Source organism: Sphaerisporangium rhizosphaerae (assembly GCF_042665155.1).
Taxonomy (GTDB): Bacteria; Actinomycetota; Actinomycetes; order Streptosporangiales; family Streptosporangiaceae; genus Sphaerisporangium; species Sphaerisporangium rhizosphaerae.
On record NZ_JBHTCG010000031.1, the window covers coordinates 1 to 25604 of the forward strand.

Here is a 25604-nt window from a genome sequence, read left to right on the forward strand (position 1 = left end):
GCGGCGGTGGGGGGCGCGCTGGCGTTCCGCGCCCGAGCCGCCGCGCCGCAGGGCGCGCAGCGCGGCGGTGACCGGCGCCAGGTCGCCGGCCGCCGCCAGGGCCGGGCGCACGGTCTCCACCAGCCGTTCGGCGAGCGTCCACGCCGGGACGACCCGGCCGGTGATCGGGTCGTAGACCGCGCCCTCCATGCCGTCGCGGGCCGAGCGCCAGTACGCGGCGCACAGCAGCGTGTGGTCGACCGGCGGGCCCGGGACGCCCCGGCGCACCTCGACGAGGGCGGTCGCGGCCAGTGCGCGGACCAGCGCGGCCAGCAGGACGGCCTCCTCCACCGTGGCGCAGGTGTCGGCCGACCGGAATTCCAGGGTCGGCAGGTGGTGGGAGAGCCTGATCAGCCAGTACACCATGCCCCGGTCGAGGATCGCCCCACTGGCCCGCAGACCCCGCAGCAGGCCGTCATAGTGGCCGACCGACAGGAAGTACGGCGGGGGACCGGCGCTCGGCCAGCGCGCCCACAACATCGCCCGCCAGCTCGCGTAGCCGGTGTCCTCGCCGTCGGTGATGGGGGAGTTGGCGGTCAGCGCCTGCAGGAGCGGCAGCCAGGGCCGCACGTGGTTGCTGACCCCCACGGCCTCCTCGCGGTCGGCGACGCCGATGTGGACGTGGCACCCGCACACCCCCTGCCCGTACAGCAGGGCGCGGAACTGCTCGTACATGCGCCAGTAGCGCGGTGCGGCGCTGAGCGGGGGCATGCCGCCGCAGCCGACCAGGCACGTCCCGCACGCCGACAGCGCGGCTCCCGCGTCCGACGCCGCGGCGGAGACGAGGGCGCGCAGCCGCAGCAGGTCGGCGGCGAGCGCCCGCAGGTCGGTGTGGACGGCGCTGTTGGTCTCGACCTGGCACCTGGTCAGCTCCGGCACGACCCGGCAGGCGGCCAGCCCGCCGAGGCGGCGCAGCACCTGTCCCGCGGCGGGCCGCAGGCGCCCGCTGCGCGGGTCGATCAGCAGGAACTCCTCCTCCATGCCCATGGTCAGCAAGGGGGGCGGGATGTTCCGGCGCGAGGTCGTGGACGGCGTCGGTTTCACTGCTCCACCTCATTCGGGTGCATCCCCGGAGGAAGCAGACGTTCAAATGTACCGATGCCCGTACCAATAGTGCGGAAACCGGGTTTACCTCGTGCTTCCCATCCCTGGGAGCACCTTTGAATGCGACCGCTACCGCGACGTTCGCGCAGCTCAGAGGGCTATGAGCGGGTTGTTCGGCGATTGTGTCGCAATTCGCTGATATTTCACGACCGAACCGGCATCACTTATGGATCGCGCATCGCCATCGGTTGCGTAACCGGCCTCGACAGCCGGCCCGGAAAGTGGGTTCCTTCAATCAGAGCGGCCCTCGATCTCCACCAAGCGCCTCATCCCCGAGCACCCATCCCAGCCGCGAGGCAGGGCGCCAGCCTACCGCGCTCCCGCCCTGCGACCGGCCACCAGGATCCCCATCTCGGCACCCAGGAGGGCAGATGGCCAGATCGCGCCATCTCACCATCGCGGTCGCGGCGGCGGCGACGCTGCTCGCCTCCGCCTGCGCGACCGACAGCGGCACCGGCGGCACCGGCGCCGGAAAGTCCGCCGGCGCCCAGCAGCCGGCCGGCAAGCCCGTCCAGGGCGGGACGCTGCGGCTGGTCGGCGGCGGCGACGTCGACCACCTCGACCCGACCAGCACCTACTACACCGTGACCAACGGGCTCCTGCGCGCCTACGCCCGCCAACTGTTCTCGCTGGCCGCGCAGGCCGACCTGAAGAAGGCCCTGGAGGTCGTGCCCGACGTCGCCGCCGAGATCCCCACCACGGCGAACGGCGGGCTGAGCAAGGACCTGCTCACCTACACCGTCAAGCTGCGCGACGGCGTCCAGTGGGACACCACGCCGCCGCGCGCCGTCACCGCCCAGGACTACCTGCGCGGCTTCAAGCGGCTGTGCAACCCGGTGGCCGGCTCGGGAGCGCCCGGGTACTACACCAGCACGATCAAGGGCATGGCGGAGTACTGCTCCGCCTACGCCAAGGCGTTCGAGAAGGACAAGCCCACGCCGAAGGCGCTGGCCGACTTCCAGAACTCCCACGACATCCCCGGCGTCCAGGCCAAGGACGACAAGACGCTGGTGTTCACGCTCGTCCAGCCGGCCAGCGACTTCCTGAACATCCTGTCGCTCAACTTCGCCTCGGCGGCGCCGCAGGAGTACGACCAGTACCTGCCCGACGACGCGGACTTCCGCCAGCACGTCGTCTCCGACGGACCCTACAAGATCGTCAAGTACGTGGCGACGAAGGAGATCAGGCTGGAGCGCAACCCGGCCTGGAAGCAGGAGGCCGACCCGATCCGCCACCAGTACGTCGACGCGATCGAGGTCAAGGAGGGCGTCACCGAGCCCGACAGCGTGCAGCAGCAACTGGAGGCCGGCACCGCCGACCTGTCGTGGGACCTGCCGGTGCCGACGGCGCAACTGCCCCGCCTGGCCTCCTCCGGCGACGCCAACTACAAGGTCTTCCCCGGGGCCATCACCAACCCCTACCTGGTGTTCAACCAGCAGAGCAAGAACGCCGGCGGCGCCATGGGCAAGCTCAAGGTGCGCCAGGCCATCGAGTACGCGATCAGCAAGGTCGCCATCGGCAAGATCTACGGCGGCAAGGAGCTCAACACGCCGCTGCACACCGCCATCCCGCCGGGCAACATCGGCTACCAGGAGTACAACCCGTACCCGACGCCGGGCGACGCGGGCGACCCGGCCAAGTGCAAGCAGATGCTCGCCGAGGCCGGCTACCCGAACGGGCTCACCCTGACCGGGGCCTACCGCAACGCGGGCAACCACCCGGCCGTCTTCCAGTCCTACTCCGCCGACCTGCAGAAATGCGGCATCACGGTCAAGGGCCTGCCGGTGCGGCAGGGCGACTACTACGGCGCCTTCCTGCAGAACGTGTCCCTCGCCAAGGGCAGCAAGTGGGACATCTCAGCCCCCGGCTGGGTGCCCGACTGGTACGGCAACAACGGGCGGGCGGTCGCCCAGCCGCTGTTCCAGACCAACTGCACCCCCGGCACCTCCAACTACGGCTGCTACAGCAACCCCCGGGTGGACGACCTGATCAAGCAGGCGCTCGCCGAGCCCGACGCGGCGAAGTCGGCGGGTCTGTGGCACCAGGTGGACCAGCAGGTCATGGCGGACGCGGTGATCGTGCCCTTCCAGAACCAGAACACGCCGATCTACCACGCCAAGCGGGTCAAGAACGCCCTCTACCTGCCCTCCTTCCAGCTCTACGACGTCACCAACCTCTGGCTCGACCCGCCGAGCCCGTGATGCGGGCGCGACGTCGTGATCGCAGGAATCGGACGAAGGACCGGTAGATGAGCCTTCTGGAAGTCAAGGACCTCACGGTCGGCTTCCCGACCGCGGACGGCCTCGTGCGGGCCGTCCGCGGGCTGTCGTTCAGCGTCGAGCCGGGGCGGACGCTGGCGATCGTCGGGGAGTCCGGGAGCGGCAAGACGGTGAGCACGCAGGCCATCCTCGGCCTGCTGCCCGAGGCCGACATCACCGGCAGCGCCCTGTTCGAGGGCGTCGACCTGCTCACGCTGGGGGAGGAGCGGCTGCGCCGGATCCGCGGGTCGGCGATCAGCGTCGTGTTCCAGGACCCGCTGACCAGCCTGCACCCGCTGTACAAGGTCGGCTGGCAGATCGCCGAACTGATCCGCGTCCACGACGCCGGCGTGGGCCGCGCCGAGGCCCGGCGGCGCGCGGTCGAACTGCTGGGGCTGGTCGGCATCCCGCGCCCCGACCGCAGGGTGGACGACTACCCGCACCAGTTCTCCGGCGGCATGCGGCAACGCGCGATGATCGCGATGGCGCTCGCGCTCAACCCGCGCCTGGTGGTCGCGGACGAGCCCACTACCGCGCTCGACGCCACCGTCCAGGCGCAGATCCTCGACCTGATCACGCGCCTGCAGCGGGAGTTCGACATCGCGCTGGTGCTGATCACCCACGACCTCGGCGTGGTGGCGGGCGTCGCCGACGAGGTCATGGTCATGTACGCCGGGCTTCCCGTGGAGCGGGCCGACCGGCGGACGATCTACTACCGGCCGCACCACCCGTACACCAAGGGCCTGCTGGAGTCCATCCCCGGCAGCACGGGAGTGCGCAAGGGCCGGCTGCGGCCGATCCCCGGGCAGCCGCCGAGCATGATCGCCGTGCCGCCCGGGTGCGCGTTCCACCCGCGCTGCCGCTACGCCATGCCGGTCTGCTCCGCCGAGCCGCCGCCGCTGGCCCGCGTGACCGGCGACGGCGACCACGCCTCGGCCTGCTGGCTGCCGCACGAGGCCGTCGGGCTCGGTGAGCAGGCGGAGGCCGTGCGGCTGCGCGCCGCCCGCGCGGAGAACGGGGGAGCGGCGTGAACCTCCTCGAAGTCGACGACCTGGTCAAGCACTTCCCCATCCACGAGGGCGCCGTGCTGCGCCGCAGGGTCGGCCAGGTGCACGCGGTCGACGGGGTGAGCCTCACCCTCGCGCCCGGCGAGACGCTGGGCCTGGTCGGCGAGACCGGCTGCGGCAAGTCCACGCTGGCCCGCTGCATCGCCGGGCTGTACCCGGTCACCTCCGGCAAGGTCGTCTTCGACGGCCAGGACATCACCAACCTGCCGCGCGGCGCGATGCGGCCGTTCCGCCGCGACATCCAGGTCATGTTCCAGGACCCCTACGGCTCGCTCAACCCGCGCAGGCGCGTCGGCTCGATCATCGCCGACCCGCTGGTCATCCACGGCATCGGCACCGCCAGGGAACGGCGGCGCGCGGTCGGCGAGCTGATGGAACGGGTCGGGCTCAACCCCGAGCACTACAACCGCTTCCCGGCCGAGTTCTCCGGCGGGCAGCGCCAGCGCATCGGCGTCGCCCGCGCCCTGGCCCTGCGCCCCCGGCTGATCATCTGCGACGAGCCGGTGTCGGCGCTCGACGTGTCGATCCAGGCGCAGATCCTCAACCTCCTCAAGGACCTGCAGGACGAGTTCGGCCTGACGTACCTGTTCATCGCCCACGACCTGTCGGTGGTGCGGCACGTCAGCGACCGCATCGCCGTGATGTACCTCGGCCGGGTCGTGGAACTGGCCGAGGCCGACGAGCTGTACGAGCATCCTCGCCACCCCTACGCCGACGCGCTGTTGTCCGCCACGGCCGTCGCCGACCCCGACGCCGCCGACCGGCGCGGCCGGGTCATCCTCACCGGCGACGTGCCCTCGCCGATCGACCCGCCGTCCGGCTGCCGCTTCCATCCCCGCTGCCCGCGCGCCGGGGACCTCTGCGCGGAACGACAGCCCCCGCTGGAGGGCGGCGCCCACCTGACGGCCTGCCACTACCCGATCGGCGGACACCCGCCGGCGGGAGAAAGGGGGACGAGGTGACCTGCGCCGACACGCGTCCGCGAAGGGCCCCCGCCTGTGAGAGGGGGACGAGGTGACGCTCACCGAGATACGGCCCGGGGTGGTGCCCGGCAGGACCATCGCCGGGCGCAGCCCGTGGGCCCTGGCCTGGGCCCGCATCCGCACCGACAAGGTCGCCCTGGCCTCGGCGGTCGTGGTGCTGCTCCTGCTCCTGCTCGCCGCGGCGGCGCCGCTGATCGCCCAGTGGAGCGGCCACGGGCCCGACGACCAGTTCCGCGACATCGGCATCACCGACCAGGGACTTCCGGTGGCGCCGAACGGCACGTTCTGGTTCGGCACCGACCGGCTCGGCCGCGACCTGTTCATCCGCGTGCTGTACGGGGCGCGGGTGTCGCTGGTCGTCGGCGTGCTGTCCACCGGGCTCGCGGCCGTGCTCGGCGTCGCCGTCGGGCTGCTCGCCGGCTTCTACGGCGGCGTCGTGGACACGCTGTTGTCGCGCCTGATGGACGTCGTGCTCTCCTTCCCGTACCTGATCTTCGCCATCGCGGTGGTGTCCATCGCCGGTCCGTCCCTGACCGCCACGGTCGGGGTGATCGCGTTCTACTCCTGGGCCGCGATCGCCCGGATCGTGCGCGGGCAGACACTGTCGATCAAGGAACGGGAGTACGTCGAGGCGGCCAGGTCGCTCGGCGCGAGCGACGCGCGCGTCATGGTCGTCGACATCCTGCCGAACCTGCTCGCCCCGGTGATCGTGCTGGTCACGCTGCTGGTGCCCGCCGCCATCGTGTTCGAGTCGACGCTGTCCTACCTCGGGCTCGGCATCGTCCCGCCCACGCCGTCCTGGGGCAACCTGCTCAGCGAGGCGCAGGGGTTCTACCGGGTGGCCTGGTGGTACCTCACCTTCCCCGCGGGCACGCTGCTGGTCGCCACGCTGGCGTTCAACCTGCTCGGCGACGGCGTCCGCGACGCCATCGACCCGCGCACCGAGCGCCTGTTCAGCCGGCGCAGGGGCCTCGCCCGCAGACGCGCCCGCAAGAAGACCACGGGGGGCTGACCGATGTTCCGCCGCTTCCTCATCCGCCGGGTGATCCTCGGCGCGATCGTCCTGTGGCTGGTCACGCTCGGGACGTTCTTCATGTTCTTCGTGGCCCCCGGCGACCCGGCACGCACGCTGGCCGGCCGGCAGGCCACCCCGGAACAGGTCGAGCTCATCCGGCGCGACCTCGGCCTCGACCAGCCCGTCCTGGTGCAGTACGGCCAGTACATGGGCCGCCTGCTGCACGGCGACCTCGGCAAGTCCTACTTCAACGGCGAGTCGGTCGGCACGCTCGTCGCCGCCGACCTCCCGCCGACCCTCTCCCTGGTGCTCGGCGGCGCGGTGCTGTGGTTCCTGGTGGGCGTCAGCGCGGGCGTGCTCAGCGCCACCCGGGCCCGCTCGCCGCTCGACCGGGCCATGACGTTCCTGGCGCTCGCCGGCGTCTCGATGCCGACGTTCGTCATCGGGCTGCTGCTGCTCTACCTGCTGTTCTTCCAGCTCACCAAGGCCGGCCTGCCGATCTTCCCGCCGGACTCCTACGTGGACTTCTCCCAGAACCCGGCCGAGTGGGCGCGGCACCTGATCCTGCCCTGGGTCACGCTCGCCACCGTGCAGGCCGCGAGCTACCTGCGGCTCACGCGGGGCTCGATGCTCGACGTGCTCGGAGAGGACTACATCAGGACGGCGCGCGCCAAGGGCGTCCCCGAGCGGCGGGTCGTCGTCCGGCACGGCCTGCGCTCGGCGCTGACGCCGGTGGTGTCACAGCTCGGCGTGGACGTCGGCACGCTCATCGGCGGAGTGGTCGTCACCGAGTCGGTCTTCGGGCTCGGCGGCGTCGGCCAGGCGGTCGTGCAGGCGTTCGTGAGCAGCGACCTGCCGGTGATCATGGGAGTGGTGCTCATCACGGCGGCGGCCGTGGTCGTCGCCAACCTCCTGGTCGACGTCGCCTACGCCCTCCTGGACGCCCGCGTCCGGCTCGCCTGACCCTCGGGGGCGGTCAGTGGCACTGCGGGCGGGAACTCCCGGCGAGAAAGGGACGTACGGGCGAGAACTCCCCGGCGAGTAAGGGCTGCGCGGCCGGGACTTCAACGAACGGGCGTACACCCTGTCGGGGCTCCCAGGTGAACCGGGGGATTACATGGGCGTGGCCGGCGCGTCCTCTCCCTTGCGCGCCGGCCACACCCGTTTCCCACGTAGCGGACCAATGCCCCAGTGGCCCGCTGGACGTCCCTGTGCCCCCTGTTCGGGCATGTATGCGGCAGAAGGCGCGAAATCTAGGCGGGAGGGATGAAACCACTGGCCGTCGGCGGTGTCGCCGCAGGTGAGGGCGGGAAAATCGGCGCCGGATACGCCCCGGAAACGGGCGCCGCTCCCGGCACGCCGGCGAAGGGAGAAGCGGACGACGACGCGCGCGCCTGCCGCGCCTGGAGGGCGAGCCGCGCCTGCGTGCGGCGGCGGCGCTCGGCCAGAACGGCGGCGAGGTAGGCGTAGGGCGGCGCGGCGGGCGGGGGCGGCGGCGAGACGAACGAGGAGAACTGCCCGGCGATGCGCACCCCCATCTCGTGGCGGACGGCGGGGGACAGCTGGTGCCAGCGCGACAGGTACTGCCGGGCCGTGGCGGCGAGCGCCTCCGGCAGCCGCGACAGCTCCAGCGTCGTGGCCCAGGCGGCGAGCTGGGGCGGCATCTCGGGCGGCGGCGCCTGGCGCGGGGCCCTCTCGGAGATCACGATGGTGCCCGCGAAGACGTCGCCGAGCCGCTTGCCGCGCTCGCTGACCAGCGAGCCGATCAGCGCGGGCGCCCCGAACAGCAGCCAGAACTCCAGCAGCCCGGCCAGACCGCGGAACATCGCCTGCCGGAACCGCTCGGGGCCGCCGTCGTCGCTCACCACCCGGAGCCCGAGCGCCAGCTTGCCCAGGCTGCGCCCGCGGCTCAGCGTCTCGAAGATGACCGGGTAGCCGACCATGACCAGGGCGGTCAGCAGGATCGTCAGCGCGATCGCGAAGGCTTCCTCGGTGACCACCGACAGCATGCCGAGCAGCAGGGACAGCCCGACGATGGCCGCGAACTGCAGCAGCATGTCGATCAACAGGGCCACCGCGCGGCTCGGCAGCTGGGCCACCCGCACCTCGACGACGACGGCCTCACCGGTCACCACATCTGCCACGCCCCCACCCTATCCACCGGGCCAATAGGCTTTCGTGCGTGGACATCGACGCGTTCGTCTCCGTGCACAAGCCGACGTGGGACCGGCTCGAGACCCTGGTGCGGCACCGGGGCTCGCTGACCGGCCCCGAGGTCGACGAACTGGTCGACCTCTACCAGCGCGTGGCGACCCACCTGTCCATCGTCAGGTCCGGCTCCGACCAGCTCCTCGTGGGCCGGCTGTCGGCGCTGGTCGCACGGGCGCGCTCGGCCGTCACCGGCGCCCACACCCCCGCCTGGCGGGAGTTCATCCGGTTCTTCACCGTCTCCTTCCCCGTGGTCGCCTACCGTGCCCGCTGGTGGTGGGCCGGCTCGGCCGCCGTCTTCCTGGCGGTCTCGGTCGTGCTCGGCGTCTGGGTCGCGCGCAATGCCGACGTCCAGGCCGCCATCGCCGGACCCGAACAGATCAAGCAGCTCGTCGAGCACGACTTCGCCGACTACTACTCCGAGCACCCGGCCGGGGCGTTCGCCGGGCAGGTGTGGATCAACAACGCATGGGTGTCGATGCAGGTCATCGCGATGTCGGTCCTCCTCGGCATCCCCATCCCGTACATCCTGTGGCAGAACGCCGCCAACGTCGGCATCTCCGCCGGCCTCATGGCCTCACGCGACCGGCTGGACATCTTCTTCGGCCTGATCACCCCGCACGGGCTGCTGGAGCTCACCGCCGTCTTCCTCGCCGCCGCCGTCGGCATGCGGCTCGGATGGACGGCCATCGACCCCGGTCCGCGGAAACGCGCGGAGGCGCTCGCCGAGCAAGGACGCGCCGTCGTGAGCGTCGCCCTCGGCCTGGTCGTGGTGCTGCTGGTGTCCGGGCTGATCGAGGCACTGGTGACGCCGTCGCCGCTGCCCACCTGGGCGCGCATCGGCATCGGGGTGCTCGCCGAGGCCGCCTTCCTGGCGTACGTGGTGTACTTCGGCCGCCGCGCCCTCCACGCCGGCGAATCCGGCGACCTCGAACGCACCCCCGACGTGGCCCCCTCCACCTGACCTCCACCACATGAAGCGGCTCCTCCGGGCACTGTCTTCCTCCGAGACGGATGCCGCCTCCTGGAAATGGTGCCTTCGGCGCTGTTTTCTCCGGCGACTCTCGCCGCCGAGCGGGGGTGGTGTTCGTGGTCGCCTCTTCGAAATGGCGCCTTCGGCGCTGTGTTTCTCTCAGCGCGACCCTCGCCGAGCCCGGTTCTCGCCGCCGCGCGGGCGCTGCTTGTGGGGCGCCTCGTTGCAGACGCGACATGGCGGCGGCTTCCCGCGACTCGGAGCTACTGCTGAGCGGCGCCGAAGCGGTGGGACGTTGTACGGCGAATCCGGCGCCGTGTAAGGCGGTGAGCCGATGCGCCGGTTGTCGGTGTGGGAATCCGCGGCGGTCAGGTCGTGCACCGAGTCCGGCAGTGACCCTGAGGCCCACACGATCATCCCGTCCGGACAGGCCAGGACCTGGATGCTCATCCCGTGGCACCGGTTCTTGAACCGCAGGCCGGGTCAGGACTCTGGGGGTGCGTCATTGAGTCCATACAGAAGTCGGCGGACATGGGCCGGGGCTTCAGCTGCGTCGACCGGTAGGTGTTCGACCAGCAATCGGTACCAGAACGGACCGAATACGAGGTCGACGGCGTGGTCGACATCCAGCCCGGCGGGTAGTTCACCGCGATCGATGGCGCGTGTGAACACAACGGCCAGCACATCGCGGCGGCTCCGCACCCAGCCGCGAAACGCCTCAGCGAAGGCCGGGTCCAGTTGAGCTTCAGCCATGAGGCCGCGAAGCGCCCTGACCCGAGTTGGATGCTCGACGACCCGGTACAACGCGGTGACGAAAGTCGTCAGGTCCTCCGCCAGGCGGCCGCTGTCAGGCATCGGCATGCGCTCGGCGACCAAATGCCCGTAGGCCTCCATCACCAGTTCGGCTTTCGACGACCACCACCGATAGATGGTGCTCTTGGCCACGCCGGAACGGGCCGCCACCCTCTCGATGGTGATGGCGGCGTATCCACCGTCCTCCAAGATTTGCACCGCCGCGCGCAGCGCGTCGTCATGCGCGTCCGCGCTACGCACCCGGCCTCCGACGCGGCGGGGGCGGTCGGCGTCAGCGGCGGACGAACCTGGAGACATGGACATCACCGTAGCAGTGTGCTTAAATTCAAACGCTACGCATCGTTTCGATAGGAGTATGACATGAGCACGATCGTCGTCTCTCACGGCTACGAGGCCGACAGCGACAGCGTCTGGTTCCCCTACCTACGCAAAGTGCTGGAAGCCGAAGGACATCGGGTACAGATCCCGAACCTGCCCGACAACACGGCGCCCCGGCTCGCCCCTTGGCGGACGGCTCTTCGCGACTGTTTAGCGAACACCGACCCCCGAGACACCGTCCTCGTCGGACACAGCATCGGCGGCGTCAACGTCCTTCGCTTGTTGCAACAGCACGACGTCGACACCGCAGGTGCCTTCGCCGGCGCGGTCCTTGTGGCGACTCCCGCGCACGTGCCGGCCGGATATGAAGCCCTCGCGGACTTCTTCGCCGAGCCGTTCGACTGGCCCCGGCTGCGCCGGGCCGCCGAGCGGTACCGGCTGCTCACCGCCGCTGACGACCCGGTCCTTCTCCCGGATCCGATCCACCACGTCAAGGACCTCGTCACCGGCCTGGAAGCAACCGCCGTCGTCACTGCCACGGGCGCTCACTACGGCGCGCGCCCAGACGACCACATCGACCTGCCCGAAGCCGTCCAGCTCATCCTGGACTGCCTATCGGCGAACCCGTGAACCGCCGCAGGTCCAGTGACGCCAACCGACGACCCGCCCCCGGACACACAGTCACCACTGCCACGCCGAACCCCTGGAAGCTCTGGCTTGTCACCAGCGCCGCCATCTACCCCGTCATCACCATCCTGGCCACCGGCGCCGACCCCATCCTCCATAGGCTCCCCTTGCCGGCCCGACTAGCCCTACTCATCCCCGCGACCGTGGCCATCACGCAGTGGGTCTTGCTGCCCTACCTGCACCGAAAACTGCAGCGCTGGCTATCGGATACGCCAGACCAATCATCCCAAACCTCTCTATCCGGCTGAACACTGACTGACAAGACAGAGCCTTGCGGCGCGGTTCGAGGCCAGAGGAGTATGCGCCTGCCATCTTCCGGGACGGGCCGGCCACCTCGGACCCGGGCCGCGGAAACGTGCGGAGGCGCTCGCCGAGGCCGCCTTCCTGGCGTACGTGGTGCACTTCGGCCGCCGAGCCCTCCACGCCGGCGAGACCGGAGACCTCGAACGCACCCCCGACGTGGCCCCCTCCACCTGACTCAGCGGACGACGGTCGGCGGGAAGCCGAAAGTGGCGACCAGGCCTGGTTGGTGGAACGAGACGATCTGGCTGATGCCCGCGCCGGTGACGGTGAGCACCACGATGCCGTACGCCTGGTAGGCGCCGTGTCCGTCACGGGTGTAGGCCACCGCGGCGGGCTGCCCGTTGGCGCCGGTCGGCAGCATGAGCCAGTCACCGGGGGATCCGAGAATCCGGGCACGGAGATAGGGCACGCAGGTCGCGCGGCCGGCGAACCAGGTCTTGAAGGGCGTCGCCTCCAGGGTGGCGTCCCGGCGCAGCAGCCGTTCCAGGGCCGGCGCGTCGGCGTTCTCGAAGGCCGCGACGTACTGGTCGAGCAGCGCACGGGCACCCGGTTCGGTGGGCGGGATGATCTCGCCGGCCGCGGGGGCCAGGTCCCGGAGCCGGGCGCGGGCGCGTTGCAGCGCGCTCTTGACCGCCGCTGTGGTGGTGCCCAGCATGACGGCGACCTCGGCGGCGGGAAAGGACAGCACATCCCGCAGAATGAGCACGGCCCGTTGCGTCCCGGACAGGTACTGCAGGCCGGCGACCAGCGCCAGTCGCAGGTCCTCCCGCGCGAGGACGATGGACGCGGGGTCGGCCGTCTCAGGGCCGACGAGTGCGTCGGGGACCGGTTGGAGCCAGCCGACATCGGGTCCGGCCGGTTCCGGGGCGGCCTCGGGGTCCGGTTCCGGACCGCCGAGGCCGGAAGGAAGCACTCGCCTGCTGTGATGCCCGAGCGCGGTCAGGCAGGCGTTGGTGGCGATCTGGTAGAGCCAGGTGCGCACCGATGACCGGCCCTCGAACGCGCCGTAGGAACGCCAGGCACGCAGATAGGTCTCCTGGACCACATCGGTGGCATCGTCCACCGAGCCGAGCATGCGGTAGCAGTGCGCCAGCAGTTCCCGCCGGAACGGCTCGGCGTCCCTGACGAACGCCTCACCGTCGGGCACGTCGGGCACGACGGTCTCCTGGTCAGATTCCGCCACAGGTCACGATCACTCTCCGGTCATAGGGAGCGGCCGAGGAAGGCGGCCAGCCGGTCGGCCGCGCACGCGTCGGCAGGAGCCTCGACGATGGGCCCGAAGATGGCCTCTCCCTCAGGCCCACGGTAGGCGTCGAGGATCTCGACCCGGGCCTGGACGAGGAGCTCGCCTGCGAGCTCGGGATCAAGGTCGGTGTGGTGGCCGATGGCGCGGGCGAGGTCCCACCCATGGGCGAACTGGTCCCTGACCACCATACTCATCAGGTCCGCCCCGGAGAACTCGCCGAACGCCAGCTCGATCCTCTTCTCCAGAACGCGGTCGGCCCCGAAAGCCGCCAGCGCGACCTCGATGCTCTCGTCGTAGGCGGCGAGGAAGTCGCCGGCCGCGTAGTCCTCGTCGGTGGCCTCATAACCGGCGCCCAGGACGGCGGAAGCGCCCCACCGGGCCGAGCCGACGAAATGGTTGATCAGCGCGCGCACGTCCCACGACACGCACGGCGTCGCGCCGTCCAACCGGCCGGGTCCGACCTTGGCCAGCACGGCCCGGGTGCTGGCGAAGGCCCGGCTCAGCTGCCGGGTGGCCACGGGCTCCTGCTTGCTTCCCATCGTTTCGATCCTCTCTCACAGTCCTCGGCGAACCAGGCCTCGCCCCCCGCGGTCGCGGATGGTCCTCGGCCCACAACAGGTAGACCTCCCGCCACCGGAAAAGGAATCGCGGCGGCGACATTCATCCGCGAAGCGCGGCTACGGCACCACCGAGCCCGACGTACCTGTGCGAGATCGGCCGACCCGGCGCCCCGGTAATCCCGATGGCCGCCTCGGCGTGTCATGGCCGGAGCTCGAACCAGACCGTGCGGCCCTAGGCGTCCTGGCTCCATCCCCACGACGTGGACAACTCCCGGACCAGCCACAATCCACGGCCGCTCTCGCTTAACGGTTCGGCTTGGACGGGGACCAGCGGCATGCCGCCGGGGGATCCCTCGTCGGTCACCTCGACCCGTACCGTCTCGCCGTCGTCGTACACCCGGACCGCCACCACGCCGCCCGGCCGGCGCCCCGATTCCGAACGCCGTACGGCTGGCGAGATATGACAAGATACGAGCGACGGCGTACCGCCCTGGTCAATCCCTCGAAATGATCAAGGAGGCGCGGGAGCAATGGAAGCAGCAGACCTGATCGATGCCGACCTGACCAAGGCCACATGGAGAAAAAGCTCCCGCAGTGGCGAGAATGGCGGCAACTGCGTCGAGGTCGCCACTGGTCTGCCTGGGATCATCGGCGTGCGGGACAGCAAGAACGCCAACGGTCCGGCGTTGCTCTTCAGTCCGGGCGAATGGTCGGCATTTCTGAACAGCGTCAAGACCGGCCGTTTCACCCGCTGAACTCCGGCGACTCTTGATGTGACGGTGAACCCGCGTGCGCGCGAAAAAGGCGCGCGGGCCGCCGTAGGACGGCGCCGCATTCGCCGACCACCCGCCCTCCGCGTCGGCGCCGGGATGAGGACGCCGTTGGGGAGCGGGAGGGACGCCGATGCGACAGGCTGGTGAAAGGCGTGGACTGGAGGGCGCACGCAATGATCATGCGGAGAATGCTCAGGCGTAGACGCGTTCTCAGGTGGCCATTGGATCGACTCCTCACAGACCACGCGCTGCAGGTTCTCGATCTGGCGAGGGACGAGGCCGAGCGGCTTGGCAGGGAGTACGTCCTCCCCGAACATCTCCTGCTGGCATTGATCGGCCTTCGCCAGTCCCTCGCCGCGGACGCGCTGTTCGAGCTTGGATCCGATCCGCTGAGCATGCGGGCGGAGTTGGAGAAGTGCGGCGAGTCCCGCGTCGGCCGACCAGCTAAGGACCGGCCGTTCCATCCCAGAATGGGACGGATACTGGAACTTGCGCGTCGTGCGGCCGCCGACATGGGAAACATCCATATCGGAACCGAGCACTTGCTGCTCGCCCTCATCAGCGAAAGCGAAGGCCCTGCGGCTCAGATGTTGTCCAAGCGGGGAGTTACGCTGAGCAATACCCGCCACCAGGTCATTCGCATACTGGAAAGGGAAACTCGGCTACACGGTTAAGGTGTGTACCGTGGATCTTGGGCGGTGGCTTGGTATAGATCGGTGATTCGGATCATCATGACTTGTCCGATGGGGAGTGGCCCCGCGGCAGGGGTGGACGGCCGGCGGGCGGCCCAGGTCCATGCCCCAGTTGACTCAAAGCTGCCGGTACATGATGTGCAGTCCTACGTAGCCGTGAGTCGGATGGTGGAAGCCGTCGGGGAGGGTGGTCATCACTGCGAAGCCGAGTGACCTCCACAGCGCCACCGCCCGGGTGTTGGTCTCCACAACGGCGTTGAACTGCATCGCTCGAAAGCCGTCCTTGCGTGCCTGCTCCAGGACGTGCGCGCCGAGTGCCCGGCCGACGCCCCGGCCAGAGTGGTCCGGGTCGACCATGAAGCTCGCGCTGGCGATGTGTGCGGCGCCGCCACGATGGTTGCGGACGCTGTTGGCTGTGCCCAGGACGGTTCCATCCGCGTCCACGGCGACGAAAGTGCGGCCCGGCGGCTGCGGGAACCACATCTGACGGGCCACGGATTCGGTGGTGCCCCGATCCCAGGAGAAGGTCTCACCCGCACGCACGATGCCCTCCATGAAGGCCCACATCGTGGGCCAGTCGTCCGGCATCGCCTCTCGGATCAGCATGGCCGCCAGCATGGGTCACCCAGGTAGGGGTCGCAACTGGGTTTGTCGGCAGACTCCGGTTCCCGCTGTAGCGGGTGGCGATGCGGTGGTGCGTGCCGTCGCGATCACGGCGTCGCGGAGTGGTTCGCCTGCGCGGCGATGTCCTGGTCGGGGATCCACGCACAGCCGCTGGCCGGGCTTGCGCAGAGCAGGATGACCGCGTCGAGGTGGTCACGGGTACGGGTCAACGCGGCGATCTGGGCGTCGATGCGATCACGCTCGGCGGTCAGCCGTGCCCGCGACTCCGGAGTGTTGACCCTGGCCTCGACGCAAGGCAGCAGCTCGGCGATGGTCCGGCTGGACAGGCCGGCCGCGTAGAGCGTCTGGATCAGCTGGACCCGGTCGGCCGCGGACTCGGGGTAGTGGCGCTGCCCGGAGCCGCTCCGGTTCGCCTCCAGCAGCCCCTGCTCCTCGTAGTAGCGCAGGGCCCGCACGCTGACGCCTGACTGCGCCGCCAAATCTCCGATACGCACCGTGACCTCCGTCACAAAACTTGCCTCTGACGTCAACGTCAGGTTTTACATTATCCGACATGCAGATCAACGGAGCACACGTGCTGGTCACCGGCGCCAACCGCGGCTTGGGCCGGCAGTTCGCCCTTTCCCTTCTCGACCGCGGCGCCGGCAAGGTGTACGCGACCGCCCGCCGCCCGGAGCTCATCGACGTGCCAGGGGTCGTCCCGCTGCGCCTCGACGTCACCGATCCGGCGTCGATCGCCGCCGCGGCGGCGGCGGCATCTGATGTCAAGATCGTCATCAACAACGCGGGAATCTCGACCGGGGCGAACCTGGTCACCGGGGACCTGGACCTGATCCGCCGCGAGATGGACACGCACTTCTACGGCGCCCTCAACGTGATCCGCGCCTTCGCGCCCCAGTTGGCCGACGGCGCGATCCTCAACGTGCTGTCCGCGATCTCGTGGCTCGCCGTCGACGGTGCGGGCGCCTACCACGCGGCCAAGGCGGCCGAGTGGGCGCTCACCAACAACGTCCGCCTGGAACTGGCCGGCCGGCGCACCCTGGTGACGGCCCTGCACCTGGGCGCCGCGGACACCGACATGATGGCCTGGTACGAGGGCGACAAGAGCGCCCCCGAGGTGATCGTCGCGGCGGCCCTGGACGGCATCGAAGGGGACCGGCCCGAGGTGCTCGCCGACGACTGGAGCCGCCAGGTGAAGGCGTGGCTGTCGCAGGACCCGGATGTCATCTACCGGGAAGCGGCGGCGGCCCTCTCTGTCTGACCCGGCGGTTCTGACAGTCATGGTCGCGGCGCCCGCGACCATGACTTCTAGGCCGCGGCCCGTACGTCAGGCCGCAGCCGTACATGGAGCCGTACTCGCCCGCCGGAGTTCGTGGCGGGCGCGCTGGTCTGGGCGAGTCCTCGATGAAGGCGGCGAGTTGGGACGCGTCGCGGCACTCGCGCATCGGGACCACCCCGCCGCAGGTGGTCGCGACCGAGTCGCCGGCCTCCCACTGCGCGGGGCTCGAGTGGGATGGTCGGGAGGTAATGGGGGTTAGGGGCCTGGCCTGGGGTGATGGGGGCGGAATTGTCGGTTGGGCGGGATATGGTTTTGTGATCGTTTTCCCGTTCTCAGGCCCTTGGATGCCGGTGGTGGGGGCGCATGCGTACTCGGTGGCCGCTGGTCATGGTCGGGGCGGTGGTGCTGATCGTCGTCTTCGGCGTGGTGGCGATGATGCTCACCGCCCCCGACTCGCTGGAGGCGTCGCGGAACAGCGGGCGGCGGTCCCCGCTGCCCACGCACAGCGCCGGGCTGACGCCCTCCACATCCGAGCCCGCGCCTGAGAATTCCGCCACGTCTGTCCCTGAGGTACCCGACCCTCTGGTGACGGCCGCGCCGTCCGACCCGCCGGTCGTCCCTGCTTCGTCCGCCCCGGCGCCACCCGTCTCGCAGGAGGGCCCGGACGCGGTGGCAGCCCGGTACTTCGCCGCCTGGCAGGCCGGTGACTTCGCCGCCATGGCCGGGCTGGTGGCCGATCCTCCGGCGGACTTCGCCGACCGGCACCGGCGGTTCAGCGCCGACCTCCACATCGCCTCGCTCGCCCTGACCCCGGGAACGCCGCGCCTCCAGGGCACCGACGCCGCGGAGGTGCCGTTCCAGGGGACCCGCCAGGTGACCGGCCTCGGCCGGTGGGACTTCGCCTCGGTGCTTCGCCTGGCGCGGCGCGACGGGGCGTGGAGGGTGGCCTGGGGTCCCGAGACCCTGCACCCCGCACTCAAGGACGGCGGCGCGCTGCGGCTGAAGGAGACCAAGGTGGCCCGGCCGGCCGCGCTCACCCGTGAGGGCAGGCCGTTCCCCGCGGACAGCAGGGCAGGGGACTACTTCCCCGGACTGGGTGCCACCACGGTCCGCCTGGCCATCGAGGAGGTCCCGTCCGGGAAGGTGCTGCTGGCCACCCCGGACGCGGCGTCGCAGGCGACGCGGACGACCATCTCCGAGCCGGTGCAGAAGGCCGCGGCACGGGCCCTGGACGGCGTCGGACGGCCGGCGGCGATCGTCGCGCTGGACGCGCGGAGCGGACAGGTGCGGGCCGTGGCCGACACACTCGGTGGGAAACGGGCGTTCAACGGCCTGTACCCGCCCGGGTCGTCGTTCAAGGTGGTGACCGCCGCTGCCCTGCTCCGTTCGGGGCTCGCGCCGGACGCGCAGGTGGCGTGCCCGGGCACTTACACCATCCCGAACGCCCGCAGTTTCCACAACGACGGCGGCGCCGACCGCGGCACCGTGACGCTGACCATGGCCTTCGCGTTCTCGTGCAACACGACGTTCGTCCGGCAGGCGTACGAGCGGCTGCGCGACGACCGCCTGCGGGCCGAGGCCGCCGACCGGTTCGGCTTCCGCGAGAAGCCGGGGCTGAGCACCTGCCGCATCCGGCCGTACACGGCGTTGGACGACCTGGGCGCCGACGCCATCGGGCAGAACTCGGTGCAGGGCAGCCCGCTCTGCATGGCCGAGGTCGCCGCCGCCGTCGCGAGCGGAACGTGGAAGCCCGCCGTCATGACCGACTCCCCGCCCGCCGGGTCACCGGCCCCGGTGCCGCTGGACCCGGGCATCGCCGCTGGGCTCCGCACCATGATGAGCGCCGTCGTCACCCAGGGCACCGCCGCGCGGGCCGGGCTGCCCGCCGGGACCTTCGGCAAGACCGGCACCGCCGAGGTCCAGGGCGCGTCCTCACATGCGTGGTTCATCGGCTATCGCGATTCGCTGGCCTTCGCGGTGTTCGTCCAGAACGGCGGCAGCGGCGGCGCCACGGCCGCCCCCATCGCCGCCAAGTTCCTCAAGGCCCTCTAGCGCTGTATACGGAACGCTCGCCGCCTGCGCGCCGTACGACGGCGCCGTGTTCGCCGACCACCATCCCGCCGACCCGGCGCCGAAGGAGCACACCGTTGTCGTTCGGCGGCGGTGGCGTGGGCAACGGGGGAGAGGGCGGCGCGTGCTCCGCCTTGCCGGTGTTGCGGATCGGGGGGCGTGCTGGTGGTGGTGCGGCGATGTCGGTGTCCAGGGACACGTCTTGGATGAGGCGCTGACGACGGTCGGAGAGGTCAGACGTTCGGGGGTGGAGGGCCGTTGATGAGGAGGCGGTGCGGTTCCTGGAGGCCGGGGGGCAGCATGTCCGGGGTGAACCAGCCGGCTTCGATGATCTCGAAGGAGTCGAGGCTGATCGAGCCGCCCGTGAGGTCGGCCTCGAAGGCGACCTCCGCCCGCAGCCGGTAGCCGCTCTTGAGCAGCATGAGGCGCCGCACCCGGATGTCCAGTCCGGTCTCCTCGCGGACCTCGCGGACCAGGGTGTCCTCGAAGGTCTCGGACTTCCTGGCATAGCCGCCCGGCAGGCCCCACTGGCGGCCCTCCGGCCAGAACCGGTGCCGCACCAGGAGCACCCTGCCCTCGGCGTCGCGCACGACCCCGGTGACGCCGACCATGAACTTCGCGTGGGTGAACCACATCACCCGCCACTGGACAGGCCGAAGCGCCCGCCAGGCCCGCACGACCAGCCTCTTCACACCGCTCCTTCTCTGCCGACTCGCACACCCGCCGAAGGGGCGTGTCAGGAGGGCTGGAGGGTGTCCTTGTGAGTGTCGGGGTGAGTGTCGGGCCCGCTCATCGTCCAGCCGGGTGCGTGGGACACCAGGTGCAGGTCGTTTCCGCCGACCCCCTGCCCGCAGGTGCGGCACACCATGGCCGGCTGAATCCGGTGTCCGTGGTGCTCCAGGATCATGGGCGGATCATCGGCCATCCAGCGGTCGCCCCAGGTCATGAGGCTGATGAGTACAGTGAGAAGGTCTTTGCCCGCATCGGTGAAGTGATACTCGAACCGGGTGGCCTGATATTCGCGCTTCTCAAGGATGCCCTCGGCGACCAAGGACTTGAGCCGGACGGCCAGTCGATCGCGTGGTGCCCCGGTGTTGCGGGCGATCTGACTGAACCGCCGATTGCCGAAAAGGATCTCACGCATGGCCAGCAACGACCAACGGTCGCCGGCCACGTGAAGCGTGGCCGCTATCGAACACGGTCTTCCAGGGATCACCGGGGACTCAACCATGCTTAAGAGTATCAAGCCACGGTTTGCTCTCCAAACCGTCCGTGAGTCGGGTCGCACCGCGGTCTCGAAATCAAACCGTTCGGGTCATGGTCGCCGTCAGGCCCGGACATGGGACCCATCTCAGCCTGTCCTCGCCGTCAAGGGGGCCACGTAAAGACCGGATGAGCAGGGAACGAATCTGTTCGTCGCCGCGGGTATCCCGGTTCCTTCGGTGGCCCGCTGTTCGCGGAGCAGATCGAGGTGAACATCCGCCAGCATGCCCTGGAAGCGGGCTGTTTCGTGGTATGTGCAACCGCCTGGCTCGACAAGGACCAGGTGGGACGAATCGCCGAGGACACCGGCGGTCCCGCGCTTTCCGGGGGCTTCTTCACCGCGATCGTCGATCCCGAGGGACGCATCATCGGAGAGCCCCTCACATCAGGCGAGGGGGAGGTCATCGCCGACCTGGACTTCGCACTGATCGATCAGCGTAAGCGTCTGATGGACGCGCGCGGTCACTACAGCCGCCCGGAACTGCTCAGCCTGCGGATCGACCGCACTCCGGCGGCCCACCTTCACGAGCGTGATGCTCAGGTGCCGGACCAGAACGCTCGGACGGTCCAGGAAGACCGCTCCACTGAGGCGCACTGAGGCGTTCCCAGCCGTGTCGCACCTGCGCACCCCGCAGGTGTGACGCCGCATGCCGGTTCTGACCTCGCCGTGCCGGTCGCGACTGGACAGGTTCGGAAAGGGGCGGGTCATTCCAACGGCCATGGGTGGCCGGCCTGCCGGGGTCATGTCCGGACGGCGCTTCATCGATGAGGGCCCGGCCGTCCTCTCCTGGACGACCGGTTCCGAAGTCACCGTGCGAGACTGCGGTCATGGCCGACTCCCACGATCACGACGACGACCAAACCGGCAACGGTCACGACCATACGGCTCACGGTCGGCATCCCGACCATGGTGACCACGTCCATGAACACGTCCATGAACACGTCCATGGCCACGGTCACGGTGAGGACGCGGCGTGCGCCATGGCGCATGGGTCCGCTCCCGCGCCATGGGAGGCGTCGCGGGCGGGCGAGCGAGTCCTGGTCGCCGTGTTCGCCTCGCCGGTCGCCGAGCACCTGCTCCGGTACGGGGCCGACATCGGGTTCAGGGGCGTCCTGCTGGAGCCCGACCCCGAGCGCGCCGAGCGCGTCGCGGCCGACGGCATTCCCGGCGCCGAGGTGGTGACCAAGGTGCCCGCCTGGCTCGACGGGACCGCCGACGTGGTGCTCACCGACCACGACCGTCCCGAGCTGGGCGCGGTGCTGTACGAACTGATCGCCTTCCCCTGCCGATGGATCGGCGTGATGGGCAGCCCGCGCCACACCGCGCCGCACGTGTCGGCGCTGGCCGCGCTCGGCGTGCCGCCCGGGGAGATCGCCCGCGTGCACCGGCCCATCGGCCTCAACATCGGCTCGAAGACGCCGCCGGAGATCGCGATCTCCACGCTGGCCGGCCTGCTCGCCGACCGCAACGACCGCCCCGGCGGCTTCGCCTTCTGACCGGGTCCTTCCTCTGAGGTAGGCGTCAGCGGCGGCCGGCGGCTTTGCGGGAGGGGTAGGCGGGGGTGAGGTCGTCAGGGACGGCGTCGGCTGCGGCTTCTGAACGTGCACGGCTGTTGACGGTCGGTGTCAGAACGGCGGTAGGGCGGGTGGCCGTGGCCACCCGCCCTACCTTTTGAGCACCCGCTGCCGGCCCCCGCCGGCGGCCGTCGTCAGCGGGCGTCGCAGTACTTGTTGCTCAGCGGGACGTCGTCGAAGGTGACGCCCTTGGCGAAGGTGAGCGGGGGGATGCCGGAGACCAGGTACGCCGCGTTGACACGGGTGACGACGCATCCGCCCCGGTTGGCGGCGGCCGTGATGTGGTAGGCGGCCGAGGCGCCCTTGGTGAGGATGGCCGCCGCGCAGACCGCGATGCCCATGGGATGGGAGATCTTGCTGCAGATCATGTAGGCGGCTCCGGTCGTGAACGTGGTGCCGGCTCCCATCATGTCCTTGAGGTTCCTGGTGACCTTCTTGGACATGTACCAGGAGCAGGTGACCCAGCCGCAGTTGCGCCGGACGCTCTTCAGAAGGCTCGCGGGCGCGGCCGCGGTGGCCCTGCTCGTCGCCGAGGCCGGGACGGCCTCCGACGCCACGGCCGTGCTGGTGCTGTCGGCCATGCCGGTGAGCGCGGGCGCGGCGGCGAGCGTGATCGTGGTGGTCCCGGGGCTGGTGGCCGCGTCGGCGGCCGGGGTGACGGCCAGCGTCATCGCCGAGCCGGCGCCCAGAATGGCGAGGGCGGCGATGCCGGTGCGCAGACGGGTGGGGATGGTGATCATGTCGGGTTCCTCTCTCGTGCCGGTGTGAGAGGAAGGTAGGTCGGCCCGTGTTGAGGAAATGTTGAGCTTCCGCTCACCCCACCATGGCCGCCGGGCCCGCTGACGCCACCATGGCCGCCGCCCGCCTACGTGCCCGGCACTCGGTGAAGGTCCGGTGGGCGCCGTCGTTGGATGAGGGCGTGGATGGGTCAGGGGTGAGGGTCCCCCGTTCGGCGCAGGATGTCCAGGGCTCTGGATCGGCCGCGGTCGTCCGCGACGCTTTGGAAGATCTCCAGCGCTTCGCCGGCCAGTTCTCCGGCCCGCTCCACGGCTCCCTCGGCCAGGTTGACCTCGGCGAGGGTGGTCAGCGCGGCGGCGTCGAGGAGCCGGTCGCCGAGCCGGACGGCGATGCCCCGTGCCTGTTCGCCCAGAGACCTGGCCTCGGGGACCAGCTCCTGCGACATCCGCACCGAGGCCAGGTCGAGCAGTGCGTCGGCCTGGCCGTGCCGGTCGCGCAGGCCGGACAGCAGGGACACCGCCGTGGACAGGTGTGCCGCCGCCTCGTCCAGCCGGCCGGTGCGGTGCAGCACGATGCCCAGCGCGCGGTGCGCCTCCGCGGCCCCTCTGCCGTTCTCGCCGTCGGAGGGGTGGCCGTCGAAGGTGGCGAGGCAGGCGGTGAGGTTGCGCTCCGCGTCCGCGGGCCTGCCCAGCTCCAGCAGGGCCTGACCCAGCCGGCGCCTGGTGTGCGCGATGTCCTTGGCGGCGTCCGCGCGCAGGAACATGCTGAGCGCGAGCCGGAGCCGCTCGTGGGCGAGGTCCCATCGGTGCTCGGCCCGGTGCAGGTCGCCGAGGTCGCGCAGCGCCAGCGCCTCGGCGCGGGGGTCGCCGGCCTGGCGTGCCGCGTCCAGGGCGAGCTCGCCGATGTGGCGCCAGGCGTCGAGGAACCGGTGGCGTTCGAGGAACGGCACGAGCAGGTGGGCGAGCCGCCGGGCGCCGTCCCACAGCCCGGCCTTGTGCAGGTCCTCCACGAGGCCGGTGAGGAAGTCGCGCTCGGCGATCAGCCAGGTCACCGACGTGCGGATGTCGGTGGTGACGAAGGTCTGCGAGCGCGAACCCGGGCGGGCCGGGAGGGGATGGAGGGCAGTGACCGAGAGGGGGTGGTCGGCCGGGCCGGTGGACAGGAGGGGGAACCGGGACGCCTGGACTCTGGTCATGACGACGCTCAGCAGTCCGATGAGCGTGTCGCGGACGGCGTTCTCGCCGCTCTGGGCGACCAGCTGCTCGCGCGCGTACAGCCGGGTCAGGTCGTGCATCCGGTAGCGGACCTGGCCGGCCACGTCGATGGTGTGGGTCTCCAGCAGGCCCGCGTCGACCAGGGTCTCGGCCTCGTCACCGAAGTGCGCGGCGACCCAGCCGGCGAAGTCGGGCGCGGAGATCGCCCCGAGCATCCGCAGCATGCGCCGGGCCTTGTCGGGCAGCCCTTCGTAGCCGATCGAGTACACGCTCCGCACGGTCTGGTCGCCCGAGTGCAGCAGGTCGAGCCGTAGGTGCTCGTCGTCGAGGAGCCCGACGAGGTGCTCCACCGTCCACGCCGGGCGCGCGGCGAGCCGCGCTCCGGCGATGCGCAGGGCGATCGGCAGGCCGCCGCAGATGCGGCCGAGCCTCACCATGGCGGGGCGTTCGGCGGACGCGCGCTCGGGGCCGATCAGCACCTCCAGCACCTCCAGCGCGTCGTCGTCGCCGAGGACGTCCACCGGGAGCCGCACGGCGTCGGTGAGGCCACCGAGCGCGGACCGGCTGGTGACGAACGCCGGGCAGGAGGTCAGCAGCGGCCGTACCTGGCCCTCGTCGGCGGCGTTGTCGAGCAGCAGCAGGAGCCGCCGGTCGGCGGTGTAGGCGCGGAACAGCCGCGCGCGGTGCTCCAGCGTGGCGGGCACGGCCTGCGCCGGGCAGCCGAGCCAGCGCAGGAAGTCCGAAAGGACCGCGCCGGGGTCGACCGGCCGGCCGTGGTCGCCGCGAAGGTCGGCGTAGAAGACGCCGTCGGGGAAGCGGTCGCGCCCGCGCCAGGCGGCGTGCACGGCGAGCGCCGACTTGCCCGCGCCCGCCTGGCCGTGGACGACGACCGTGGCCGGCGCGGCCGGGTCGGCGGTCAGCCGGTCGAGCCGTTCCAGCAGGTCCTGCCTGCCGGTGAAGTGGGCGACGTCGTAGGGCAGCAGCACGGGCGGCCCGGCGGAGACGTGCAGCGAGACGTCGTCGTGGAGCATCCGGTGGTACAGGAGCTGCAGCGCGGGGTCGGGTTCGAGGGCGTGGCCCTCGTCGAGCGCCTCACGCAGCCGGGTGTAGGCCTCCAGCGCCTCCACGCGGCGGCCGCTGCGGTAGAGCGCGAGCATGTACTGCCCGTGGAAGCGCTGCCACATCGGATGCCACCTGGTGAGCTGCCGCAGGTCGGGGACGAGCTCGCGGTGGTGCCCGGCCTTGAGGTCGAGGTCGACGCTCCGCTCGACGGCGAGCAGGCGCAGCTCTTCCAGCTCCTCGCGGAGGGCGGTGGTCTCCACCCATCGGTGCCCGTCGGGGTCGACGTCCTCCAGGACGGGACCGCGCCACAGGTCGAGCGCCTCGCGCAGGTGTGATCGGGCCTGGACGTCCTGGCCCTCCCGCGCGGCGCGCAGCCCTCGCTCCACGAGCCGCCGGAAACGGTGGACGTCGAGCCGGTCCTCCTCGATCGCCAGCGTGTACGTGCCGGACGTGGTCGTGATGACGTCCTTGCCGAGCAACTGCCGGAGGCGGCCGATGTAGCCCCGGAGCAGGGAGTCGGACCGGTCGCCGTCCTCCCGCGGCCACAGCAGGCCCCGCAGCCGGGCGAGCGTCATGGGGCGCCGCGCGTTCAGGACGAAGACCGCCAGGAGGTCTCGGTGCTTGGGGGCCGTCGGGGTACGGTCCCGCGCGCCGTCCTGTACCTGTAACGACCCCATGATCCGAAATTCCATGACAATCTCCGGTGAGGCGCGTCAGACGTCCGGTAACCGCAAGCCTTC

Annotated in this window: 26 protein-coding genes; 13 read left to right on the forward strand and 13 right to left on the reverse strand. The window is 70.7% G+C overall.

The window, feature by feature from the left end; all coding sequences use genetic code 11:
* Nucleotides 1-1083: carboxylate-amine ligase (locus ACFQSB_RS31730; protein WP_380830536.1), on the reverse strand; the 1083-nt coding region annotated here is incomplete at its 3' end.
* A 431-nt stretch (nucleotides 1084-1514) separates the two neighbouring features.
* Here ACFQSB_RS31730 and ACFQSB_RS31735 point away from each other — a divergent pair.
* Genes ACFQSB_RS31735 through ACFQSB_RS31755 form a run of 5 tightly spaced genes read left to right on the forward strand, consistent with a single transcriptional unit; the run spans nucleotide 1515 to nucleotide 7429 of the window.
* Nucleotides 1515-3344 carry an ABC transporter substrate-binding protein gene (locus tag ACFQSB_RS31735; RefSeq protein ID WP_354836996.1) on the forward strand — a complete coding sequence of 610 codons (1830 nt, stop codon included), beginning with the start codon at nucleotides 1515-1517 and terminating at the stop codon, nucleotides 3342-3344.
* A gap of 47 nt (nucleotides 3345-3391) precedes the next feature.
* Nucleotides 3392-4432 (forward strand): ABC transporter ATP-binding protein, encoded by a 1041-nt coding sequence (locus ACFQSB_RS31740; protein WP_354836994.1) that lies wholly within the window; start codon nucleotides 3392-3394, stop codon nucleotides 4430-4432.
* Nucleotides 4429-5430 carry an ABC transporter ATP-binding protein gene (locus tag ACFQSB_RS31745; RefSeq protein WP_380830537.1) on the forward strand — a complete coding sequence of 334 codons (1002 nt, stop codon included), beginning with the start codon at nucleotides 4429-4431 and terminating at the stop codon, nucleotides 5428-5430. The genes ACFQSB_RS31740 and ACFQSB_RS31745 overlap by 4 nt, the downstream gene beginning before the upstream one ends.
* 52 nt (nucleotides 5431-5482) lie before the next feature.
* On the forward strand, nucleotides 5483-6463 hold the full coding sequence (locus ACFQSB_RS31750; RefSeq protein WP_380830538.1) for an ABC transporter permease: 981 nt from the start codon (nucleotides 5483-5485) through the stop codon (nucleotides 6461-6463).
* Nucleotides 6464-6466: 3 nt separating this feature from the next.
* Entirely contained in the window at nucleotides 6467-7429 is a 963-nt protein-coding gene (locus ACFQSB_RS31755) for an ABC transporter permease (protein WP_380830539.1), read from the forward strand.
* 290 nt (nucleotides 7430-7719) lie between these two features.
* Here the strand turns inward: ACFQSB_RS31755 and ACFQSB_RS31760 are convergent, their stop codons facing one another.
* On the reverse strand, nucleotides 7720-8610 hold the full coding sequence (locus ACFQSB_RS31760) for an RDD family protein (protein ID WP_380830540.1): 891 nt from the start codon (nucleotides 8608-8610) through the stop codon (nucleotides 7720-7722).
* A 38-nt stretch (nucleotides 8611-8648) separates the two neighbouring features.
* Between ACFQSB_RS31760 and ACFQSB_RS31765 the strand changes: the two genes are divergently transcribed.
* Nucleotides 8649-9638: a stage II sporulation protein M gene (locus ACFQSB_RS31765; RefSeq protein ID WP_380830541.1), complete on the forward strand. Its 990-nt coding sequence runs from the start codon at nucleotides 8649-8651 to the stop codon at nucleotides 9636-9638.
* Between the two features lie 492 nt (nucleotides 9639-10130).
* Here ACFQSB_RS31765 and ACFQSB_RS31770 read toward each other — a convergent pair whose 3' ends face one another.
* Nucleotides 10131-10700, reverse strand: a complete 570-nt coding sequence (locus tag ACFQSB_RS31770; protein ID WP_380830542.1) for a TetR/AcrR family transcriptional regulator — start codon at nucleotides 10698-10700, stop codon at nucleotides 10131-10133.
* Nucleotides 10701-10820: 120 nt separating this feature from the next.
* Between ACFQSB_RS31770 and ACFQSB_RS31775 the strand changes: the two genes are divergently transcribed.
* Nucleotides 10821-11408, forward strand: coding sequence for an alpha/beta fold hydrolase (locus tag ACFQSB_RS31775; RefSeq protein WP_380830543.1), 588 nt, complete (start codon nucleotides 10821-10823; stop codon nucleotides 11406-11408).
* A gap of 535 nt (nucleotides 11409-11943) precedes the next feature.
* Here the strand turns inward: ACFQSB_RS31775 and ACFQSB_RS31780 are convergent.
* From ACFQSB_RS31780 to ACFQSB_RS31790, 3 genes are all read right to left on the reverse strand, one after another.
* Nucleotides 11944-12951: a sigma-70 family RNA polymerase sigma factor gene (locus ACFQSB_RS31780; RefSeq protein WP_380830544.1), complete on the reverse strand. Its 1008-nt coding sequence runs from the start codon at nucleotides 12949-12951 to the stop codon at nucleotides 11944-11946.
* Nucleotides 12952-12971: 20 nt separating this feature from the next.
* Nucleotides 12972-13553, reverse strand: coding sequence for a TIGR03086 family metal-binding protein (locus ACFQSB_RS31785; protein ID WP_380830546.1), 582 nt, complete (start codon nucleotides 13551-13553; stop codon nucleotides 12972-12974).
* Between the two features lie 253 nt (nucleotides 13554-13806).
* Nucleotides 13807-13986 (reverse strand): ATP-binding protein, encoded by a 180-nt coding sequence (locus ACFQSB_RS31790; protein ID WP_380830547.1) that lies wholly within the window; start codon nucleotides 13984-13986, stop codon nucleotides 13807-13809.
* 118 nt (nucleotides 13987-14104) lie between these two features.
* Here ACFQSB_RS31790 and ACFQSB_RS31795 point away from each other — a divergent pair, with 118 nt between their 5' ends.
* Together ACFQSB_RS31795 and ACFQSB_RS31800 are read left to right on the forward strand one after the other, a co-directional pair.
* Nucleotides 14105-14329, forward strand: coding sequence for a DUF397 domain-containing protein (locus tag ACFQSB_RS31795; protein ID WP_380830548.1), 225 nt, complete (start codon nucleotides 14105-14107; stop codon nucleotides 14327-14329).
* Nucleotides 14330-14568: 239 nt separating this feature from the next.
* A complete protein-coding gene (locus ACFQSB_RS31800) occupies nucleotides 14569-15021 on the forward strand; it encodes a Clp protease N-terminal domain-containing protein (RefSeq protein WP_380830549.1) in 453 nt (150 codons plus the stop codon).
* Nucleotides 15022-15156: 135 nt separating this feature from the next.
* On the opposite strand, the gene ACFQSB_RS31805 is transcribed toward ACFQSB_RS31800, so the two are convergent.
* Together ACFQSB_RS31805 and ACFQSB_RS31810 are read right to left on the reverse strand one after the other, a co-directional pair.
* Complete coding sequence (locus ACFQSB_RS31805; protein WP_380830550.1) at nucleotides 15157-15657, reverse strand: GNAT family N-acetyltransferase; 501 nt, start codon at nucleotides 15655-15657, stop codon at nucleotides 15157-15159.
* Nucleotides 15658-15749: 92 nt separating this feature from the next.
* The gene (locus ACFQSB_RS31810; RefSeq protein ID WP_380830551.1) at nucleotides 15750-16157 is read right to left on the reverse strand and encodes a MerR family transcriptional regulator; all 408 of its coding nucleotides are present in this window, start codon (nucleotides 16155-16157) and stop codon (nucleotides 15750-15752) included.
* A 59-nt stretch (nucleotides 16158-16216) separates the two neighbouring features.
* Here ACFQSB_RS31810 and ACFQSB_RS31815 point away from each other — a divergent pair, with 59 nt between their 5' ends.
* Both ACFQSB_RS31815 and ACFQSB_RS31820 read left to right on the forward strand, forming a co-directional pair.
* Nucleotides 16217-16924, forward strand: coding sequence for an SDR family oxidoreductase (locus ACFQSB_RS31815; RefSeq protein WP_380830552.1), 708 nt, complete (start codon nucleotides 16217-16219; stop codon nucleotides 16922-16924).
* A 381-nt stretch (nucleotides 16925-17305) separates the two neighbouring features.
* Nucleotides 17306-18994, forward strand: a complete 1689-nt coding sequence (locus ACFQSB_RS31820) for a penicillin-binding transpeptidase domain-containing protein (RefSeq protein ID WP_380830553.1) — start codon at nucleotides 17306-17308, stop codon at nucleotides 18992-18994.
* 251 nt (nucleotides 18995-19245) lie between these two features.
* Here the strand turns inward: ACFQSB_RS31820 and ACFQSB_RS31825 are convergent, their stop codons facing one another.
* Together ACFQSB_RS31825 and ACFQSB_RS31830 are read right to left on the reverse strand one after the other, a co-directional pair.
* Nucleotides 19246-19704: an NUDIX domain-containing protein gene (locus ACFQSB_RS31825; protein ID WP_380830554.1), complete on the reverse strand. Its 459-nt coding sequence runs from the start codon at nucleotides 19702-19704 to the stop codon at nucleotides 19246-19248.
* 44 nt (nucleotides 19705-19748) lie between these two features.
* A complete protein-coding gene (locus ACFQSB_RS31830; protein ID WP_380830555.1) occupies nucleotides 19749-20243 on the reverse strand; it encodes a winged helix-turn-helix transcriptional regulator in 495 nt (164 codons plus the stop codon).
* A 219-nt stretch (nucleotides 20244-20462) separates the two neighbouring features.
* Here ACFQSB_RS31830 and ACFQSB_RS31835 point away from each other — a divergent pair, with 219 nt between their 5' ends.
* On the forward strand, nucleotides 20463-20873 hold the full coding sequence (locus ACFQSB_RS31835) for a nitrilase-related carbon-nitrogen hydrolase (RefSeq protein ID WP_380830611.1): 411 nt from the start codon (nucleotides 20463-20465) through the stop codon (nucleotides 20871-20873).
* 209 nt (nucleotides 20874-21082) lie between these two features.
* Here the strand turns inward: ACFQSB_RS31835 and ACFQSB_RS31840 are convergent, their stop codons facing one another.
* Complete coding sequence (locus ACFQSB_RS31840) at nucleotides 21083-21235, reverse strand: hypothetical protein (RefSeq protein WP_380830556.1); 153 nt, start codon at nucleotides 21233-21235, stop codon at nucleotides 21083-21085.
* Nucleotides 21236-21256: 21 nt separating this feature from the next.
* Here ACFQSB_RS31840 and ACFQSB_RS31845 point away from each other — a divergent pair, with 21 nt between their 5' ends.
* Nucleotides 21257-21772: an XdhC family protein gene (locus ACFQSB_RS31845; protein ID WP_380830557.1), complete on the forward strand. Its 516-nt coding sequence runs from the start codon at nucleotides 21257-21259 to the stop codon at nucleotides 21770-21772.
* A 212-nt stretch (nucleotides 21773-21984) separates the two neighbouring features.
* Here ACFQSB_RS31845 and ACFQSB_RS31850 read toward each other — a convergent pair whose 3' ends face one another.
* Together ACFQSB_RS31850 and ACFQSB_RS31855 are read right to left on the reverse strand one after the other, a co-directional pair.
* The gene (locus ACFQSB_RS31850) at nucleotides 21985-22590 is read right to left on the reverse strand and encodes a hypothetical protein (protein ID WP_380830558.1); all 606 of its coding nucleotides are present in this window, start codon (nucleotides 22588-22590) and stop codon (nucleotides 21985-21987) included.
* A gap of 188 nt (nucleotides 22591-22778) precedes the next feature.
* Nucleotides 22779-25556 (reverse strand): AfsR/SARP family transcriptional regulator, encoded by a 2778-nt coding sequence (locus ACFQSB_RS31855; protein WP_380830559.1) that lies wholly within the window; start codon nucleotides 25554-25556, stop codon nucleotides 22779-22781.
* Nucleotides 25557-25604: the final 48 nt, after the last annotated feature.

Coding starts and splice junctions, on each gene's coding strand:
- ACFQSB_RS31855 (WP_380830559.1), bottom strand. CDS start 25,556: ATGGAATTTCGGATCATGGGGTCGTTACAGGTACAGGACGGCGCGCGG.
- ACFQSB_RS31850 (WP_380830558.1), bottom strand. CDS start 22,590: ATGATCACCATCCCCACCCGTCTGCGCACCGGCATCGCCGCCCTCGCC.
- ACFQSB_RS31735 (WP_354836996.1), top strand. CDS start 1,515: ATGGCCAGATCGCGCCATCTCACCATCGCGGTCGCGGCGGCGGCGACG.
- ACFQSB_RS31845 (WP_380830557.1), top strand. CDS start 21,257: ATGGCGCATGGGTCCGCTCCCGCGCCATGGGAGGCGTCGCGGGCGGGC.
- ACFQSB_RS31830 (WP_380830555.1), bottom strand. CDS start 20,243: ATGGTTGAGTCCCCGGTGATCCCTGGAAGACCGTGTTCGATAGCGGCC.
- ACFQSB_RS31775 (WP_380830543.1), top strand. CDS start 10,821: ATGAGCACGATCGTCGTCTCTCACGGCTACGAGGCCGACAGCGACAGC.
- ACFQSB_RS31820 (WP_380830553.1), top strand. CDS start 17,306: ATGCGTACTCGGTGGCCGCTGGTCATGGTCGGGGCGGTGGTGCTGATC.
- ACFQSB_RS31815 (WP_380830552.1), top strand. CDS start 16,217: ATGCAGATCAACGGAGCACACGTGCTGGTCACCGGCGCCAACCGCGGC.
- ACFQSB_RS31795 (WP_380830548.1), top strand. CDS start 14,105: ATGGAAGCAGCAGACCTGATCGATGCCGACCTGACCAAGGCCACATGG.
- ACFQSB_RS31805 (WP_380830550.1), bottom strand. CDS start 15,657: ATGCTGGCGGCCATGCTGATCCGAGAGGCGATGCCGGACGACTGGCCC.
- ACFQSB_RS31755 (WP_380830539.1), top strand. CDS start 6,467: ATGTTCCGCCGCTTCCTCATCCGCCGGGTGATCCTCGGCGCGATCGTC.
- ACFQSB_RS31740 (WP_354836994.1), top strand. CDS start 3,392: ATGAGCCTTCTGGAAGTCAAGGACCTCACGGTCGGCTTCCCGACCGCG.
- ACFQSB_RS31785 (WP_380830546.1), bottom strand. CDS start 13,553: ATGGGAAGCAAGCAGGAGCCCGTGGCCACCCGGCAGCTGAGCCGGGCC.